This is a genomic window from Martelella endophytica (assembly GCF_000960975.1).
In the GTDB taxonomy this organism is placed as follows: Bacteria; Pseudomonadota; Alphaproteobacteria; order Rhizobiales; family Rhizobiaceae; genus Martelella; species Martelella endophytica.
This window is the reverse complement of the sequence record NZ_CP010803.1, coordinates 4,348,079-4,361,635: the sequence shown is the minus strand read 5'-3', so window position 1 is coordinate 4,361,635 and position 13,557 is coordinate 4,348,079. Positions and strand designations below refer to the sequence as shown.

At 62.1% G+C, this 13,557-nt stretch carries 13 protein-coding genes; 5 read left to right on the top strand and 8 right to left on the bottom strand.

Annotated elements, in window-relative coordinates; genetic code table 11:
* Position 1: 1 nt before the first annotated feature.
* Positions 2-652, bottom strand: a complete 651-nt coding sequence (locus TM49_RS20260; RefSeq protein ID WP_045683882.1) for a haloacid dehalogenase type II — start codon at positions 650-652, stop codon at positions 2-4.
* Between the two features lie 333 nt (positions 653-985).
* Between TM49_RS20260 and TM49_RS20255 the strand changes: the two genes are divergently transcribed.
* Entirely contained in the window at positions 986-1,861 is an 876-nt protein-coding gene (locus TM49_RS20255) for a branched-chain amino acid aminotransferase (RefSeq protein ID WP_045685574.1), read from the top strand.
* Positions 1,862-2,156: 295 nt separating this feature from the next.
* Here TM49_RS20255 and TM49_RS20250 read toward each other — a convergent pair whose 3' ends face one another.
* From TM49_RS20250 to TM49_RS20220, 7 genes are all read right to left on the bottom strand, one after another.
* Positions 2,157-2,963 carry an inositol monophosphatase family protein gene (locus tag TM49_RS20250; protein ID WP_045683881.1) on the bottom strand — a complete coding sequence of 269 codons (807 nt, stop codon included), beginning with the start codon at positions 2,961-2,963 and terminating at the stop codon, positions 2,157-2,159.
* A gap of 5 nt (positions 2,964-2,968) precedes the next feature.
* On the bottom strand, positions 2,969-4,018 hold the full coding sequence (locus TM49_RS20245) for a LacI family DNA-binding transcriptional regulator (protein WP_045683879.1): 1,050 nt from the start codon (positions 4,016-4,018) through the stop codon (positions 2,969-2,971).
* Positions 4,008-4,787: a glycerophosphodiester phosphodiesterase gene (locus tag TM49_RS20240; RefSeq protein ID WP_045683877.1), complete on the bottom strand. Its 780-nt coding sequence runs from the start codon at positions 4,785-4,787 to the stop codon at positions 4,008-4,010. Before TM49_RS20240 ends, TM49_RS20245 begins: the two co-directional genes overlap by 11 nt.
* Position 4,788: 1 nt before the next feature.
* On the bottom strand, positions 4,789-5,847 hold the full coding sequence (locus TM49_RS20235; protein WP_045683875.1) for an ABC transporter ATP-binding protein: 1,059 nt from the start codon (positions 5,845-5,847) through the stop codon (positions 4,789-4,791).
* The gene (locus tag TM49_RS20230; RefSeq protein WP_045683873.1) at positions 5,847-6,671 is read right to left on the bottom strand and encodes a carbohydrate ABC transporter permease; all 825 of its coding nucleotides are present in this window, start codon (positions 6,669-6,671) and stop codon (positions 5,847-5,849) included. Before TM49_RS20230 ends, TM49_RS20235 begins: the two co-directional genes overlap by 1 nt.
* A 9-nt stretch (positions 6,672-6,680) precedes the next feature.
* Positions 6,681-7,994, bottom strand: a complete 1,314-nt coding sequence (locus TM49_RS20225; RefSeq protein WP_045683872.1) for a carbohydrate ABC transporter permease — start codon at positions 7,992-7,994, stop codon at positions 6,681-6,683.
* A gap of 62 nt (positions 7,995-8,056) precedes the next feature.
* Positions 8,057-9,400: an extracellular solute-binding protein gene (locus TM49_RS20220; protein WP_144409628.1), complete on the bottom strand. Its 1,344-nt coding sequence runs from the start codon at positions 9,398-9,400 to the stop codon at positions 8,057-8,059.
* A gap of 531 nt (positions 9,401-9,931) precedes the next feature.
* Between TM49_RS20220 and TM49_RS20215 the strand changes: the two genes are divergently transcribed.
* The 4 genes from TM49_RS20215 (at position 9,932) to TM49_RS20200 (ending at position 13,547) form a co-directional block, all read left to right on the top strand.
* Complete coding sequence (locus tag TM49_RS20215) at positions 9,932-10,909, top strand: dihydrodipicolinate synthase family protein (RefSeq protein WP_045683868.1); 978 nt, start codon at positions 9,932-9,934, stop codon at positions 10,907-10,909.
* Between the two features lie 23 nt (positions 10,910-10,932).
* Positions 10,933-11,985, top strand: a complete 1,053-nt coding sequence (locus tag TM49_RS20210; RefSeq protein WP_045683867.1) for a sialidase family protein — start codon at positions 10,933-10,935, stop codon at positions 11,983-11,985.
* A gap of 58 nt (positions 11,986-12,043) precedes the next feature.
* Positions 12,044-13,021 (top strand): tripartite tricarboxylate transporter substrate binding protein, encoded by a 978-nt coding sequence (locus tag TM49_RS20205; RefSeq protein ID WP_045683865.1) that lies wholly within the window; start codon positions 12,044-12,046, stop codon positions 13,019-13,021.
* A gap of 64 nt (positions 13,022-13,085) precedes the next feature.
* On the top strand, positions 13,086-13,547 hold the full coding sequence (locus TM49_RS20200; RefSeq protein WP_045683864.1) for a tripartite tricarboxylate transporter TctB family protein: 462 nt from the start codon (positions 13,086-13,088) through the stop codon (positions 13,545-13,547).
* Positions 13,548-13,557 lie beyond the last annotated feature (10 nt).

The window sequence follows — 13,557 nt, the reverse complement described above, 5'->3', positions numbered from 1 at the left end:
CTCAAAGTCCGTCAAGGCTCGGCAGGATCAGGTTCGGACCCATGCCTTCATATTCGTTCGGCGTCTGGTGGCGGTTCACCCAGACGGTGCGGAACCCGAAATTGGCGGCGCCCGCAATATCCCAGCGGTTCGACGACTGGAAGGAAATCGCGTCGGGATAGACCTGATAGGCCGAAACCGCGAGATCGTAGACTTCGGGCGCGGGCTTGAAACGGCGGAGCTGCTCGGCCGAGAACACGTCGTCGATGAGGGTCTCGATGCCAGCCTTCTTCACGGCCGCGTCGATCATCGCGTTGGTGCCGTTGGACAGGATCGCGACCTTTGCATCGCGGGCCTTCAATGCGGCTAGCACGCGCGGCACTTCCGGATAGCAATCGAGCGTCCAGTAGGCTTCCAGCAGGTCGGCGCGCAGGTTCTTGTCGAGCAGGCCGACCGAATGCATGGCGAAATCGAGCGAGCGCTCGGTCAGCGTCCAGAAATCCTCATATTCGTCGGTCAACGTCAGTACCCAGGAATATTCGAGCTGCTTGGCGCGCCAGATGTTGGAGAGCAGGCGGTATTGTCCGCCAGCACGGTCCTGGTGTTTGCGGGCGGCGGAATGGACGTCGAACAAGGTGCCATAGGCATCGAAGACATAGGCCGAGCAGGACATGGGGATTGAGCCTCCGGTGTGTGTGACCTGTACAACCGCCAGAACGCGCGATCGTTCCCAAGGCGGTCTCGGGTTTCGCGGTCCGACGACAGCGCAGGCTGGCCCCTGCGGCACGTTCTTGCGCAGTCATATTCCTTTCGCGTGCCGCGATCAACTCGACCGCCGCGCAAGGAAGTTGCGCCAACGTGCGCGATTTTGTTCTTGACCTTGGATGGCGATGCGAATTGATTGTGCGCGGTGATTTCACGCCGCTTATCCCGCATGGCGCATGATCAAGGCGCGGCCTGCAGCAAGGCCGGTGCGGGCGGATGGCGTTCTGCAAGGAGAATGGAAATGGCAGTCGATACTTCCCCGTCCTCGACGACTTGGACCTATGTCGATGGCGAGTGGCTTCCCGGCAATCCGCCGCTGATCGGCCCGACATCGCACGCAATGTGGCTTGCATCAACCGTGTTCGATGGTGCCCGTTACTTCGAAGGCATGGCACCGGACCTCGACCAGCATTGCCAGCGTATCAACCGCTCGGCTCGTGCGCTCGGCCTCGCGCCGACCATGCAGCCGGAAGAGATCGAGGCGCTGGTCTGGGAAGGCCTGAAAAGATTTGACAAGGATGCCGCCGTCTACATTAAGCCGATGTATTGGGGCGAGCATGGTCAGGCCGGTCTGGTGCCGGTCGATCCCGCCTCGACCCGGTTCGCGCTCTGCCTGTTCGAGACGCCGATGCGTTCGACCGTACCGGTCAAGCTCACCGTCTCGCCGTTCCGCCGCCCGTCGCCGGAAGTGGCGATGACCCATGCCAAGGCCGGCAGTCTCTATCCGAATTCCGGACGCATGATGCTGGAAGCGCGCAGCCGCGGCTTCGACAATGCGCTCGCCTGCGACATGAACGGCAACGTCGCCGAGACCGCCTCGGCCAATATCTTCCTGGTCAAGGACGGTATCCCGATGACGCCCGCCGATAACGGCTGCTTCCTTGCCGGTATCACCCGCAAGCGCATCCTCAAGCTGTTCCGCGACAACGGCATTCCGGCCGAGGAGCGGACGCTGACGGTAAAGGACTTCATGGAAGCCGACGAACTGTTCCTCACTGGCAACTACAACAAGGTCGTCCCCGTCATCAAACTCGACGACCGCGACTTCCAGCAGGGGCCGAGGGCCAAGAAGGCCATGGAACTCTACATGGACTGGGCCCGGGCGACCTGCAAGTAAGGCTGATGGAGCCTTCAATCAACTCGCCTGCTTCCTCGGAAGTCGGCGAGTTGGATATGTGCCTTGAGGCTTGCTCCTAACATTCTCTCCCGCCTGCGGGAGAGATGTCGCGAAAGCGACAGTGAGGGTGATGCTGCATTTCATTTCGTGAGGGCGCTCGCGCGGAAACACTCGCCCCTCACGGCCCCTTTCGGGGCATCTCTTCCCTCCGGGGCGAGAAGAAATGCGGGCGGCAAGGCGGCTCCATATGCAACCGCCGTGCCTTAAGGGAGAGATTGCAGTCGGCAATCTCCGCTTAGATACTCTCCGAAATCATCGTCTCGAAGGATTTGGTCACTGTTGATGCGGTGGCGATCACGGGCTGGCGCTTCGTCCAGTCGGTGCCTTGTTCGAAACCGCGGCTGGTGCCGCCGGCTTCGCGAACCAGCAGCAGGCCGGCCACGCAGTCCCAGGCGTTGAGGCGCGGTTCGTAGAAGCCGAGCAGGTTGCCCGCGGCGACCAGCGCCAGTGAATGGGCGGCCGAGCCGAAGCGCAGATACATGCTGCCGGCCGACATCAGCCTCGTCACGAGCGTGCCGACATGGCCCGCAAATTCCGGCGCGCCGGGGCCGACACCGAACAGGCCGGCGTCAAACGGCGTTGTCTCATCGACGTGGATCGGCCTGTCGTTGCAGAAGGCGCCAGCGCCGTCGATGGCGTGATAGAGCTTGTTCTGGGCGGGCACGAGGATGCAGGAAAGCACCGGCTTCCCATCTGCCAGAATGGCAATCACGACCGTCCAGGTGGGCAGGCCGTGGAGGAAGACCGTGGTGCCGTCGATCGGGTCGATGACCCAGGTATAGCCGCTCTTGCCATCCTTGCCGCCATGTTCCTCGCCAAGCAGGCCGTCTTCCGGGAAGCGCTCGAGGATCGCCTTGCGGATCGTCTCCTCGACGTTGCGGTCGGCCTCGCTCACGGTGTCCTGACCGCTGGTCTTGCGCTCGATGGTCAGCTTTTCCAGCCGGCTGAAATAGTCGAGCGCCACGTCGCCTGCCGCACGGATGATGGTCTTGGCCGCCGCGAGTCTCTCGGCGCGGGCGGCTTCTTTGCTGTCTGTTGTCATGGAATTTACGCTTGCTCTTCTTGTTGTTGCTGCCGGCCTGCCGTGGTTCCGCGCTTGACGAGCGCGACATCGATCGTGGCGACGTGGGGCGCCACCGCGTCCGACCGCATGCGCCCGACAAGCGCTTCCAGCGCCTCTTCGGCAACGCGATCGGGATTTTGCCGGACCGTCGTCATATCGTAGCTCGCCCAGGCGGCTTCGGGAATGTCGTCGCAGGCAACCAATGAAAAATCCTCGGGAAAACGTGCGCCCGATTGCTTGCGGACGCCATCCATGAAGCCGAGGGCGAGAAAATCATTGGCGCAGTAGATGCCGTCGACCGACGGCGAGGCGGACAGGAAGGCCGTGGCTGATTCGGTTCCGCCAGCATAATTTTGCCGAGCGCCGTAATAGCGGCCGGCAATGGTGATGCCGAACTCGGCGCAGGCAGCGTCGAATGCCTTCTTGCGCGTGCCGATCGAATAGGAGGGGCGGTGCTGGCCGGCATAGGCGATCTTGCGGCAACCGATGCGGTAGAGCTCCTCAGCCGCCAGCCGGCCGGCCTTGGCGTGATCGTGGCCGACACTGGCGACCCGGCCACCGATGGTGGCCTTTTCGACCAGAACCAGCGGCACGCCGTGGCGCATGCATTCCGCCGCGATCGCCTTGGGTGGCGTATCGGAGGTGACGATGGCGCCGGAGACGTTGTAGTGCAGCATCATGTCGGTGAGGTGCGAGATGTCGTCGCCGGTGCTCCACGGCAGCAGAAACGGCCGAAAATCACGGGCCACGAGCCCGCGCGCCAGCCTGTCGACCAGAAGTGCTCGCAGCGAGTGGTCGAGGTCGGAGACGACCATTGCCACAAGCTTGGTGCGTTGCATGGAAAGCGAGCGGGCCAGGAAATTCACGCGGTAACCAAGCTGCTCGGCGGCCTCCCGTACCTTTTCCCGCGTTGCCGGTGCCACACTGGCGCCGGGGGTGAAGGTGCGCGACACTGCCGATCGCGAAACGCCGGCAAGGCGGGCCACATCATCGGCGGTTGCCGGTCTGAAACGCTCTTCGCCGTCATCGCTCATGGAGAGGGTCCTTGCGCTGTGCCGCGAGCAGTTCGGCGCGGGAAAGCGTCACAAGCTCCGGGCAGTTGGAGCATATGCCGAGTACCGGCAGGCCGACAAGGTCGGCGAGCACCGGGTTGCGTTCCTCGTGCCAGAGGACGACGCCGAGCTCTTTCTCGGCGGCGGATGCAAGCAGCGCCGGCGTCACCAGCGTCTGCGGGGCGGGTGCGGCGCGCTCCCAGCAGAGATGAACGATACCGGCGCCAGTCTCATATGCGGCTGCGAACGGGTCCTCGCCCGAGCGCACCAGCACCGACAGCGGAAAGCGGCTTCCTGCCGCCGCCATGTCGCGAACTTCGTCGTGGTTGAAGCTGCCGAAAACGGCAGCTCCGAAACCCCATTCATCGAGCAGGGCCATGCCGACGCGCCCGGCACCCCTGGCCTTGACCTCGACATAGAGCGCCTGGTCAAGTTCCCGTGCCAGATCGACCACGGCACGGAAGGTCGGCAGGTCCGGCACGGCGGCGGCAAGATCGGCGGCCGTGGTTTCGGCGATCATCCGGTCGATGCCGAAGACATGGGCTGTCGAGGCATCATGCGAGATGACCGGAACACCATCGGCCGTCAGATGTAGGTCGATCTCCCACATGTCGGCGCCGAGCGCGGCCGCATGCGAGAAAGCGGCGAGCGTGTTCTCGGTGCGATAGGCAGAGGCGCCGCGATGGGCGATCGAGGAGGGCCTGCCGCCGGGGCGGCGGGCAGGCCAGAGGTCGAGGCGGGAGACATCCATCTCAGAGCCGCTCCCCGTGGCTGTCGAAGACCAGGACATGGTCGATATCGACGAACCAGTCGACGCGGTCGCCCATGCCGACATCCTGGCGCACCGGCTGGATCGAGCGCAGCAGCACGCCGGGTGCCGCCTCCACGTCGAACAGCATCTCGCGGCCCTGCGGCTCGACGAAGCGGATCACCCCGGAAAGTGGCGCGCCGCCATTCGTGCCGAAATGCTCCGGCCGAATGCCGTAGGTGATCGGCGTGCCGGGGGCGAGGTCCTTGAGGCGGGCCGGAAGCGGAAGGCGGATATGGCCCTCACGCTCGAAGGTGGCGCCTTCGCCGACTTTGCCTTCGACGAAGACAATCGGCGGGTTGCCAAGGAAGCCGGCGACGAACTGGTTGGCCGGCGCGCGGTACATCTCCGTCGGGGTCGCGATCTGCAGGATCTTGCCCTTGTTCATGATCGCCACCCGGTCGCACATGCTCATCGCCTCGACCTGGTCGTGGGTGACGAGGATGGCAGTAATACCGGTCTCGAGCTGAATGCGGCGGATTTCCGTGCGCATTTCCAGCCTGAGCTTGGCATCGAGATTGGCGAGCGGCTCGTCGAGCAGCAACACGTTGGGGCGGCGAACGATGGCGCGGGCAAGCGCCACGCGCTGCTGCTGGCCGCCGGAAAGCTGTGCCGGGCGACGCTCCAGCAGTTCCTCGATATGGATCAGCTCGGCGATTTCGCGCACCGCCTTGTCGATTTCCGCCTTCGAGCGCTTCTGCACCTCCAGCGGAAAGGCGATATTCTCGAACACGGTCATGTGCGGATAGAGGGCGTAGTTCTGAAAGACGACGCCGACATTGCGCTTCTGCGACGGCAGATCGGAAAAATCCTTGCCGCCGAACAGAATGCGCCCGCCATTGACCCGGTGAATTCCGCAGATCGCAAACAGCGTCGTCGACTTGCCGCAGCCGGAAGGGCCGAGCAGGGCCAGCATCTCGCCTTCCTCGACGGTGAGGTTGAGATTCTCGATGACTTTGACGTCGTCGAAGCTTTTGGTGAAATTGTCGAGTTCGAGACGCATCAGCCCTTCGTGCCTCCGTTGAAGATGTTCATCAGCCGGTTCTGGAAGATGAGGAAAAGCAGAAGCACCGGCAGGGTGTAGAAAAGACCGACCGCCTGGAACAGCGAGAAGTCGTAATTGGCCGTATCGGGCGCCGACAGGGTGGCGAGGAAGACGGAGAGCACCCGGAAATCGGCGCTGGGCGCCAGTACGCGGGGGAGAAGGTATTCGCCCCAGCCTTCGAGAAAGGCGAAGGCGCCGAGCGCGACGAAGCCCGGCCGGATCTGCGGCAGGACGAGCCTGCGCCAGACGGTGAAGCGGCTCGCCCCATCCTGGACGCCCGCCATCTCGATTTCCCACGGAACCGCGTCGTAGAAGCCCTTCATGATCCAGACGCCGAGCGGCAGCGTCAGTGCCGCCTTGACCAGCACGATGCCAGTCAGCGTGTTGTAGAGCCCGGAAAAGTTCAGGATCAGGAATATGCCGATCAGGAGCGTTACCGCCGGAAAGGCGTGCAGCACCATCAGGCCGCCCAGGAAGAACGAGCGGAACGGCATGTTGAGCCGCGACAGCGCATAGCCGCCGGTCGAGGAGATCGTCAGCACGATCACCGTGCAGCAGGAGGCGAAGATCAGCGAGTTGAGCGTCGGTATCCAGACATTGCCGGCAATGGACGGATCGATGAGGAAGCGCCAGTGCTCGAGCGTGAAGGATGTCGGGAAGAGGGCGCCCGGCGGCGTGTTCGAGAAGGTGTCGAGCACGAGGTAGACATACATGATGATGATCGGTGCAGTGAGCAGCGTCAAAAGCACGATGATCGGGAACATTGCGAAGTTCTTGGTCATGGGCTTTCCTCAGAACTCGATCCGCGGCTTCGTCAGAAGCTCGTTGAACTTGAAGAGCCGCAGATAGAAGATCGACGCCACCAGACCGATGACAACCAGCACCAGCGCCATTGCGGCACCAAGGCCGTACTGGAGATTGCCGGTGTAGTTGAAGAGGGCGGTCTTGAAGGCGGAGAGCGACCAGACCGTGGTGGAACTGCCGGGACCGCCGTTGGTGGTCAGCCATATCAGTTCATAGGACGCGATCAGCGACAGCGTCTGATAGGATGTCACGAACAGGATCGGCCAGCGCATCTGCGGCAGGATGATGCGGCGGACCTGCTGCCAGCGATTGGCACCGTCGACTTCGGAGGCCCAGATCTGCTGGATCGGGATCGAGCGCAGGGCGCCGGAAAACAGCAGCATGCCGAACGAGGCGCCGACGAAACCATTCGAGCAGATCATGGTGATCCAGGCCGTGACGATCGAGCCCTTCATGTAGTTGAAGCTCGGCAGGCCGAGATGGGCGGCCAGCGTCGGCAGGAAGCCGGAATCCCAGGTGAACCACTTCCACAACACCGCATAGAGAACCATCGGGGTGATGCGCGGCAGGAGCCACAGCGCGCTGAAGATGCCGCTTGCCCGCTTCGGCAGGTAGAACATCAGGATCGCGAGGAACAGGCCGAGGCTGACATTGAAGAAGGCCAGCGTCAGGCCGACGTAAAGAACCGTATTGCCGATGAGCTGCAGCGTGTCGGGCGCGCTGGCGAGCTTGCGGAAGTTATCCGTGGTCAGCACGTGGCCGGTATAGCTGCGGTGAACTATCAGGTCGCGGGTCTCTTCCTCAACCTCCGGCGCCACGGCTGTGAGCACGGCCGACAGTTCATCGGGTGTTCGATAGCGGGTGTTGAGCGCGGAATGGGTGAAGGCACGCGCTGCCTCCTTGACGGCGCGCGGCGAACGCGGCGCCGAGCGCAGGCCGCGCAGGGCCCGTTCGAAGTCGCGCGCGTCGCTAAAGCTCTGGCCGGCGAAGTTATCGAGAATATCGTCGGCAAAACGCTTGTCGACGCCGGCAGCGATCGCGGTATCGTGGCCGGCCGCGTCGACGGTGAAGGTCTCGCGCGAGACGGCGTCGACATCGGCCTGCGACAGCCCCTCCGACTTCAGCCGGCGCAGCAGCGTGTCGGTCAACATGTATTCGCCGCGGCCGATACCGGTCGACGTACTCATGTTCGTAAACGAAAAATAGGCGGTAAAAACCACCGGCATGATGAAGAAAAGTATGAGCAGAACGAGGGTCGGCGTCAGAAACGCCAGACCCAGCAAGCTGGTCCTGGTTCGCATCCTCTGATCCTTTAAAAATGCCCGGCCGACGGGGAGCCGCCGGCCGGTTTGTCACAATCGGATCAGCGGACGATCAGGTCGTCGCCAACATCGGCATGAAGCTTGGCTTCCAGATCGTTGACCGCCTGCTCGGGCGTGGCCGTGCCGGTCCAGACCGACTCGAGGCCGGCGAACATGTCGTTCTGGAAGATGCCGACATTGACGTTGTTCGGCGTGGCATTGGCATCCGGCAGGAAGGCGCTTGCCTCCGACAGCCAGCGATCGTTGGCATAGAGCGGTACGTTGACCTCATCCTCACCGATGGCGAGGTGGCCCGACTTGACGGCGTGGAACGCGTTCAGCTCGGGGCTCGATGCGCGGGCGATGAGTTCGGCAGCGATCTCAGCCTCGTCTTCGCTGCCCTGCGCGGTCAGCAGATAGGCGAGGGGATGGGTGATCGAGTTGGCGCGACCGTTTTCGTTGCCGGCCGGGATCAGCGTGTACTGAACCTTGTCGAAGAAGTCGGTCATGCCGTTCTGGCGGGTCCACTGGGCATAGTGCCAGGAGCCGCCGTGCCAGACGCCGTATTTGCCTTCGACGACCGAGCCGTGCCAGGTGTCCCAGGGCAGGCCGAGATAGGTGGAGGAGACGACGCCATCGTCAACGGCATCGGCAAAGAACGTGTAGAAGTCCTGCATCGCCTGCTTGTCGAGCACCAGCTTGCCGGATTCTTCGTCGGCAATTTCTCCGCCGAAGGACTGGTAGAACTGCCAGTAGTCGCCACCATTGGACGGACGCGGCGCAAAGCCGTCGCCGGCGGCCACGGCGCCCTCGTCCTGCATCTTCTTGACCGCGTCGAGCATGTCATAGAGCGTGAATTCTCCCGACTTGACCTTTGCAGGCAGGTCCGCGATCTCGGCATCGCTCCAGCCGATGGCCTTGAGGCCGGGGATCGACCAGTACATCACACGCGCTTCGGCGTCCTGCGGCACGCCCCAGATCTGGCCGTTATAGGTGACCACGTCCCAGAGGTTCGGATAGATCTGCGACAGCGGATAGGTGTCGGTGTAGATATAGTCGCCGATCGGGCGCAGCAGGCCGGACTTCGACCAGGTCGGAATGTCGTCATGGCCGGCGACGAGAATGTTGGGGCCATTGCCGGCTTCGCCGGCGAGCGTCACCGCCTGGCGGAAATCGTCCCAGCCGGACCAGGACTGCTTCTCGATGTTGATCGTCAGCTCTTCGCCATTGATGGCGGCTTCGCGCTCGAGCAGGTCGGCGGCAAGCTCGATGTTGTCGAGGCGATAGTTCTCCGTCGGGTTGGTGCCACCAGCCCAGACGGTGATGGTGTATTCCTCGGCAGCGGCGGTAACCGTCGTGCCAGCAAGAATGACCGCGGCAGCGGCCAATAGCTTTGTATTGGTCATGATTAATCCTTCTCCTCCCATACGCGTGGAGGTTTTGCACACGCGTGCATCCAGCTTGGCACAGCTTGCACGCGCTTGCAAAAACTTATCGACCACGCTCACGACAGACGAATTGCAGATTTTTGAAGCTTTTAAGACAGGGTTGCAGGCGGCCGGGGGGTACCTGGCCTCGTGCCTTATCAACGGGGCACCCCGTTCCGGCACTTATCCACAGGCCGGCCCGGGCACAAAACAGTGCTGCCAGAGCGCGCGGCGTCCGTCCGAAAGGGCGCCTCGGCGCCGTGTTCAAAAAGTTGGAACCTGATTTGAATCCGCTTGCGTGGCTTCGGAAAAAGATGTAGCTACGGATTGCTAACTCGTGACAGCAAGCGTTTCTGGGAGGAAATGCGCGGTTGCGGCAAGGTGAGGCCGTCGGCAAAATCCGACACAGAGACCAGCCTTTGCGCATCGCTTCTTCCCCGAAAAACGAAAACTCCGTCTCCCACGGACGATGCCACGGTCAGCGTGGAAATTTGAGCGAGGCATTTGAAAATGACGGCCACCAACGGGGCACAAGATCATCACACGGGCGTATGGCCCGTCATGCTGACTCCCTTCACCGAAAATCTCGAAATCGATTGGGCATCCCTCGAAAGGTTGATCGACTGGTACATCGGTGCCGGCGTTCACGGCCTCTTCGCCAACTGCCAGTCGAGCGAGATGTTCTTTCTGAGCGACGAAGAATCGCTGAAGCTGACGCGTTTCGTCGTTGACTATGTGGATGGCCGGGTTCCGGTCGTCGCTTCCGGCCACACGGCGGTTTCGCCGGCACATCAGGCCGAACAGCTTCAGGCGACCGCGGAATGCGGTGTCGACAGTGTCATCATGATCTCGAACCGCCTGGCGAGTTCCGACGAAAGCGATGCGGTTCTGCTGGAGCGCCTCGCCGCGCTGACGGAAAAGGTTCCGCAGAAGGTCGGTATCGGCGTCTACGAATGCCCTTATCCCTATAAGCGCCTTCTGAGCGACGAAGCGGTTTCCTGGGCTGCGGCATCCGGCCGTTTCACCTTCCTCAAGGATACCTGCTGCAACATCGAAACTCTGCGCCGTCGCGCCAACCTGGTGGAAGGCACGGACCTGCACATCGCCAACGCCAATGCGCAGACGCTTCTGGAAAGCCTGAAGGCCGGCTGCCATGGCTATAGCGGCGTGATGGCCAACTTCCATCCGGCCCTTTATGTTTGGCTGACCGAAAACTGGAAGGCCGAGCCCGAAAAGGCCGAAGTTCTGTCCAACTATCTTTCGGTTGCTGCGATGACGGAAAGCATGGATTACCCGCTTTGCGCCAAGGACTACCAGAAGGAAATCGGCAACTTCGCCGGCATGTACAGCCGCACGCGGCCGATCAACGGCTATTTCGGCAATCACTTCTCCTCGACCGTGCGTCAGATGATTTCGCTCGGTGAAGAGGTTACGGCATTCCTCGGACTTGCCGAAGAAAAAGAAGAAATGCGTCTCGCTGCCCGCTAAGGGCAGCGTGGGAGGAAGCGATCATGTTCACGGCACGGCTCAAAAGCCGCAGCTTCATCGTCCCGCAAGGGCATGACCTGTTCAACAATTGCCACGCCTCGACTGTCGTGGTGTTGCCGGACGGAACGCGTCTCATCGCCTTTTTCGGCGGCGAGCGCGAGGGCGCCGATGACGTCGCGATCTGGACCGTGCGTGGTGACGGCGAGGCCTGGCATCCGCCAAGGCGCCTCTTCGCCGAGCACGGTCTTGCCCACTGGAATCCCGTTCTTCTGAACGAGGGCAACACGGTCTATCTGTTCTACAAGGTTGGCCCGACGGTTCATGACTGGGTCACCCGCTGGAGCGTTTCGGACGATGGCGGGCTGACATGGTCGACGCCCGCCGAGCTCGTTCCCGGCGACAAGGCGCCGCGCGGTCCGGTCAAGAACAAGCTTCTGGTGATGTCGAACGGCGGCTGGCTTGCGCCAGCTTCCATCGAGGCCGGCAAGCTCTGGGATGCCTTTGTCGATATCTCGGCTGACAAGGGCAAGACCTGGAGCCGTGTCGATATTCCCTTCACCCACCGCGAAGCCGGCAAGGCTGGCGAGGCGGGCGGCGTCTGGTCGGGACTTGCCGACAATGCGCTGTGGGAAACCGATCCCGCCAAGGTGTTCTCCTGGGACGGTGTCATCCAGCCGAGCGCATGGGAATCAGCCCCGGGGCATATCCATCTGATGATGCGATCGACCCGCGGCTTCATCTACCGCTCCGACAGCGCCGATTTCGGCCAGACCTGGAGCGAGGCCTATCCGACCTCAGTGGTCAACAATAATTCCGGCATCGATCTTGCCGATGCAGGAGGTGTTCTGGCACTCGTCTACAATCCGAACGGTGGCAACTGGGGGCGGCGTTCGCCGCTGTCGGTCGCGCTCTCCACGGATAATGGCGGTGCATTCCACCAGGTTCTCGACCTCGAAACGGAAGAGGGAGAGTTCTCCTATCCCGCCATCATTGCGCGGGAAAAGGAGCTTCATGTGACTTACACGCATAACCGTAAGTCGATCGTATACTGCCATTTGTCTTTGGAGGATGGCTAGTACTGCCGCAGGCCTTCGGGGCCAGCGGACTAACCAGAGCAACTACAGGGAGTTGAGAATGTTAAAAGCTATTGGATTGGCACTGTGCGGCGTACTCGCCATTGCATCCGTGCAGGCCAGCGCTCAGGAGCTGACCTACCCCAAGAAGAACATCACCGTCATCATTCCGAAGAATCCGGGCGGTGGTACGGACACGTCGGCTCGTCTGACGCTGGAATATGCGAAGAAGTACCTGCCTGAAGGCGTCATCTTCGTTCCAGAAAACAAGCCGGCCGGCAACGGCGTCACCGGTCTCATCGAGGCCTCCCGCGCCAAGCCCGATGGCCAGACGCTGGTCATGACCACGGTCGAGCTGGCGATGTTCCCGCATCAGAACAAGTCGCCGGTCACCTACAAGGACTTCACCGGTCTCTTCGCGCCGATCGCTGACCCCTGCGCCCTGATCGTCAAGGCCGATGCGCCTTACCAGACGCTCGAGGAATTCGTGCAGTACGCGAAGGATCATCCGGGTGAAATCCAGGTCGCCAACTCTGGCGCCGGTGCCATCTACGACCTCGCCACCACGAACATGGAGCAGCAGCTCGGCATCGAGCTGAAGCACATTCCGTATTCGGAAGGCACGGGTCCGTCGATCGCCGCGCTCGTGGGCGGTCACGTCGATGCCGTCATCACCACGCCCGGTTCTGCCAAGCCGCAGATCGACGCCGGCGCGCTGAAGATGCTGGGCGTCATGGACACCAAGCGTTTCGACCTGTTCCCGGACGTTCCGACCTTCAATGAAGCCCTCGGCGCCGGTACCAACACGACGATGCGTGCATGGGCCGCAATCGCCGGTCCGGCCGATCTTCCTGAAGATGTCACGGCTCAGCTCGTCGACGTTTTCACGGCCGTTGCCGCTGATCCCGAATTCCAGCAGGCCATGAAGAACCAGGGCATCATGCCGAGCACGCTTGTCGGAGACCAGGTCTCCGAGATGATGCAGCAGGATGACGAAATGTACGCAAAGCTGATCGCCGACACCAAGGCGGCCAACTAACGACGGCTAACCTGAACACCACCCGCGACCGCATGTGTCGCGGGTGGCTGGACGGGAGGAAACAATGCGAAAACTCAATATAATCGTGGCCGCCCTGTCCATTCTGTTCGGTCTGGCCATTTTCTGGTTCTCTCGTGGACTGACTATAACGGGCTCCGACGGCGTGCCCGGTGAGGCCTTCTGGCCGCACATGATCGCCTGGCTTCTGATTGCACTTGGCATTCTCCAGTTCGTTGAAGTCATCTTCTTCTCCGCCGTCAATGCGGGCCGAGAGGTTGCCCTGTTCGCTCCAGAACAACGCTGGGCCTATCTCGCCGCAATCGTCGGCTTCTGCTTCGCCGGGCTCATGGCCTGGGCAGGGTTCCTGGTGGGCGCCGTGATCGCAATGCCGGCCGTCATGCTCATCATGGGCGAGCGTCGCCCGCTCGTGATCGGAGTTACGACCGTCGCCGCCGTTGCGGTGATCTGGATCTTCTTCGTCCACGTCTTCCACATCTCGCTGCCGCTTCCGGCATTTCTCGAATAGTCGGCGGAGG